Origin of the sequence: Streptomyces himastatinicus ATCC 53653, from assembly GCF_000158915.1 — a bacterium.
GTDB classification, from domain to species: Bacteria; Actinomycetota; Actinomycetes; order Streptomycetales; family Streptomycetaceae; genus Streptomyces; species Streptomyces himastatinicus.
Genome location: NZ_GG657754.1, coordinates 9,041,513 through 9,045,678, shown reverse-complemented (window position 1 = coordinate 9,045,678; position 4,166 = coordinate 9,041,513). Strand labels below are relative to the sequence as shown.

Annotated in this window: 2 protein-coding genes; one reads left to right on the top strand and one right to left on the bottom strand. The window is 73.0% G+C overall.

Translation table 11 applies throughout. The features are described 5' to 3' along the window. The coding region (locus SSOG_RS54335) for an amino acid adenylation domain-containing protein (protein ID WP_245606671.1) at positions 1–3,987 on the bottom strand (3,987 nt) is incomplete at its 3' end. Between SSOG_RS54335 and SSOG_RS56800 the strand changes: the two genes are divergently transcribed. Next, positions 3,907–4,166, top strand: a 260-nt coding sequence (locus SSOG_RS56800) for a hypothetical protein (protein WP_245606704.1), incomplete at its 3' end; no start/stop codon positions are given. The two genes, SSOG_RS54335 and SSOG_RS56800, sit on opposite strands and share 81 nt — an antisense overlap.

Below are 4,166 nucleotides of genomic sequence, written 5' to 3'. Positions count from 1 at the left end.
CCGCACCGCGGGGTGCGCCCGCAGGGCCGACTCGATCTCGCCCAGCTCGATGCGGAAGCCACGGATCTTGACCTGTTCGTCGGTCCGGCCGAGGAACACCAGATCGCCGTCGGGAGTGCGGGCGACCACGTCACCGGTCCGGTACATCCGCTCGCCGGAGCCGCCGAACGGGCAGGCGACGAAGCGCGCGGCGGTCAGGTCCGGGCGGCCCACATAGGCGCGGGCCAGGCCCGGGCCCGCGATGTACAACTCGCCTGCCACTCCGGCCGGTACCGGTCGCAGGGCGCCGTCGAGCACGTACACCCGGGTGTTGGCGATGGGTCGGCCGATGGGGCGGGCGCCGCCGTCCTCCACCAGGGGCAGGCTCATGGTGGCGCAGACGGTGATCTCCGTCGGCCCGTAGACGTTCACCATGCGCCGCCCTGGCGACCACGCGGCCACCAGCTCCGGCGGTGCGACCTCGCCCCCGATGACCAGGCAGGTGACGCTGCCGAACGACCCGTCGGGCATCGCCGCGAGCATCGTGGGGGTCAGCATCAGATGGGTCACCCCGTGCCGGTCCGCGGTCTCGGCCAGCGGCGGCCCGGGCACCAGCCGCTCGGCGTCGGCCAGCACCAGGCTCGCGCCCGACAGCAGCGCGGTGAACACCTCGCACAGCGATACGTCGAAGCTCGGCGAGACGAGCTGGAGCATCCGGCTGTCCGGGGTGACGTGGAGCCGCTCCACATGCGAGGCGACCAGGCTCGCCATCCCGCGGTGGGTGACGGCGACCCCCTTGGGGCGGCCGGTGGAGCCGGAGGTGTAGATGACGTAGGCAAGGTCGTCGACGCGCGCGGCGGACGCGACGGGCCGGGCGTTGTCGGGCAACGCGCCGTCCATCCCGTCGACCCGGAGGACGGGGCACGGCAGCCCGGTGAGCGCCGCCTCGGTGGTGGCGTCGGCCAGGGCGAGGCGGGCCCCGGAGTCCGTGCCCATGTAGGCGATGCGGTCGGCCGGCAAGGTGGAGTCGATCGGCAGATAGGCCCCGCCCGCCTTCAGTACGGCCAGCAGCGCCACCACCAGGTCCGGCGAGCGCCGTACCGACACCGCGACGACCGACCCGGGGCCCACCTGGCGGCGGACCAGCTCGTGCGCCAGCGCGTTCGCGCGGGTGTCGACCTCCCGGTAGGTCAGCCGCACGTCCTCGAAGTGGACCGCGACCGCGTCGGGGGTCGCCGCCGCCTGGCGCGCGAACTGCTCGGCGATCGTTCCGCCGGGCACGGGCAGCGCGGTGTCCCCCGCCTCGGCGAGCAGCCGTTCCCGCTCGGCGGGCGGCAGCGTGCCGACCAGTCCGAGGGGCACGTCGATGTCCTCGGCGATCTGCCGCAGGACCCGCCCGAACCGCTCGGCGATGTCCTCGGCCGCGCCCTGGCCGAACAGGGCGTGCTGGTACTGGAGCGCCACCCGCAGATGCGGGTCGGCGGTGGCCGCCACGCCGAGCGGGTAGTGGGTGCCGCCGTCCGAGCTGACGCGGGTGACGGAGATCCCGGCGGCGGAGTTCGCCTCGGCGATGGCGGCGCGGTCGACGGGGAAGGACTCCAGGACCATGACGCTGTCGAAGAGGGCGGGCAGCCCGACCGCCCGCTGGATCTCCGCCAGCCCGTAGTGGTGGTGGTCCAGCAGCGCGGCCTGCCGGTCCTGTAGTCCGGTCAGCAGGGAGCCGAGGGTGTCCCAGGGGGACACCTCCACGCGGACCGGCAGGGTGTTGATGAACAGTCCGACCATCGCGTCCGCGTCCGCCAGCTCCGGCGGCCTGCCGGAGACGGTGGTGCCGAACACCACGTCCTGACGTCCCGTCAGCTCTGCCAGCACCAGGCCCCAGGCGCCCTGGAGGACGGTGTTCAGCGTGACGCCCAGCTCGGCGGCGCGCCGGGACAGCTCCTGGGAGACGTCGTCCGCCAGCGGCACGTCGATATGGCCGACGTTCCCCTGGCCCGTCTCGGCCACCGCTCCCGGAGCCAGCAGGGTGGGCTCGTCCATCCCGTCCAGCTCGGCGGCCCACGCCCGGGCGGACTCGGCCCGGTCCCGGCGGGACAGCCAGGCCAGGAAGTCGCGGTAGCCCGGTACGCGGGGCAGTACGGCGGGGTCGCCCCCGGAGCCGTACAGGCGCAGCAGGTCCTGGGTCAGCAGGGGCAGCGACCAGCCGTCGAACAGCGCGTGGTGGGCGGTGAGGACCAGTTCGGCTTCCGCCTCGCCGGTCAGGACGAGCGCCATGCGCAGCAGGGGCGGCTGGGCCGGGTCGAAGCGGGCGGCCCGGTCCTGGTCCAGGAAGTTTCGTAGGGCCTGGTCGCGCCCGGGTACGTCTGCGGTGGTCAAGTCGAGGTGGCACCAGGGCAGTTGAACCCCGTCGAGGACGAGTTGGACGCGTTCGCCGGTGGTGTTCGCCACGAAGGCGGTACGCAGATTGGCGTGGCGGTCCAGGAGCGCCTGCCCGGCGGCGCGTAGCCGGTCGGGGTCCACGCGTCCGGCCAGGTGGTACACCATCTGCATGTGGTAGGCGTCGTGGCCGCCGTCGGCGAGCTGGGACTGGAAGAGCAGGCCGGACTGGAGGTCGGTGAGCGGCCAGACGTCGCGCAGCCCGGGATACCGCTCCTCCCAGCCGTCGATCTCGCTCTGCCGCACCGGCACCAGCGGAACGTCCGAGGGCGTCAGTCCCCCGGTGTCAGGGCGGGACGCGTGCGTCGCCAGCCCCTCCAGCGCCGCGCACCACAGGTCCGCCAGCTCCCGCGCCTCGTGCTCGGGGAGCAGTCCGGTGGGGAAGTCGAACCGTGCCTCCAGCTCGGGGCCGCGCGGGGTGTCGGTGACGTACGCGTTGATGTCGAGGACGGCCATCGCGGGCATGTCGTCGTCCAGCCGCGGCATCAGCCCCTCCGTACCGGGGGACGGGGTCCATCCCAGGCCGCGGAGGTGTTCGGGCATATCGGAGGAGGAGAAACGGCCCAGGTAGTTGAAGGCGATCTGCCCCGTCGAGTACGGCGCCAGCTCCGCCCCCGTCTCCTGGTTCAGATACCGCAGCAGTCCATAGCCCAGGCCCTTGTCCGGGATCGCCAGGAGCTGTTCCTTCACCGCCTTCACCGCCACGCCCGCCGCCGGACCACCGGCGAACGCCTCCTCGACATCCACCCCCGCCACGTCGAGCCGTACGGGGAACACGCTGGTGAACCAGCCCACCGTCCGCGACAGATCAGCCCCCGGAACCACGCCCTCCTCCCGGCCATGGCCCTCCAGCCGCACCAGCGACGAGGACTCCGCCACCCCACGCGCCCGCCGCCACCTGGCCACCGCCAGCGCCAAACCGGCCAGCAGACCGTCGTTCACACCGCTCCGGAAGGCGGCGGGGATGCCCGTCAGCAGGGCCTCGGTGACCTGTGCCGGGAGCCGTACGGAGAACGTGTCCACCGTGGAGCGGACGTCGACGGCCGGGTCCAGGGCGCGCGAGCCCAGCAGCGGGTCCGGGCCCTCGACCACCGAACGCCACACCCCCAGCTCCGCCACCCGCTCCCGACGGCCCGCCTCCTCCACCAACGCATGAGCCCAGCGCCGCACCGACGTCACCGGCGCCGCCAACTCCGCCACTTCGCCCTGACGGATGAGACGCCACGCCTCCGCCAGGTCCGGCAACAACACCCGCCACGACACCCCATCGACCACCAAGTGGTGCAACACCACCAGCAGTTGGCGCTCATCCATCAGCCATACGAACCGCGCCATCACACCCGCCGCAGGATCGAGCAACCCCGCAGCCTCATCCAGCGCCTCCTGCACATCGCCACCCGATGCCACGCACCGGACCAACCCCGCCACATCCACCGAACCCCGCGGCCCCACGACCAAGCCACCCGGCACCAACCGCGACCGCAACACATCGTGCCGATCCACGACCGCACCCAACACGGCCACCAAACCCGTCTCATCCACGCCCGCCGGGACGTCCACCACCGCCGACATCGCAAACCTGCCCACACCGCCACCAAGGCCCAGCACGAACTCCGAGACCGGCAGCAGAGGCATCCACCCCTCACCACCACCCTCCAGCTCCGCCAGCGCCCCGCCCGCATCCCCGCCAGCACCCACCACCGCGGCCAACCCCGCCACCGTGCGGCACTCGAAGATCTGCCGGGGGCTGA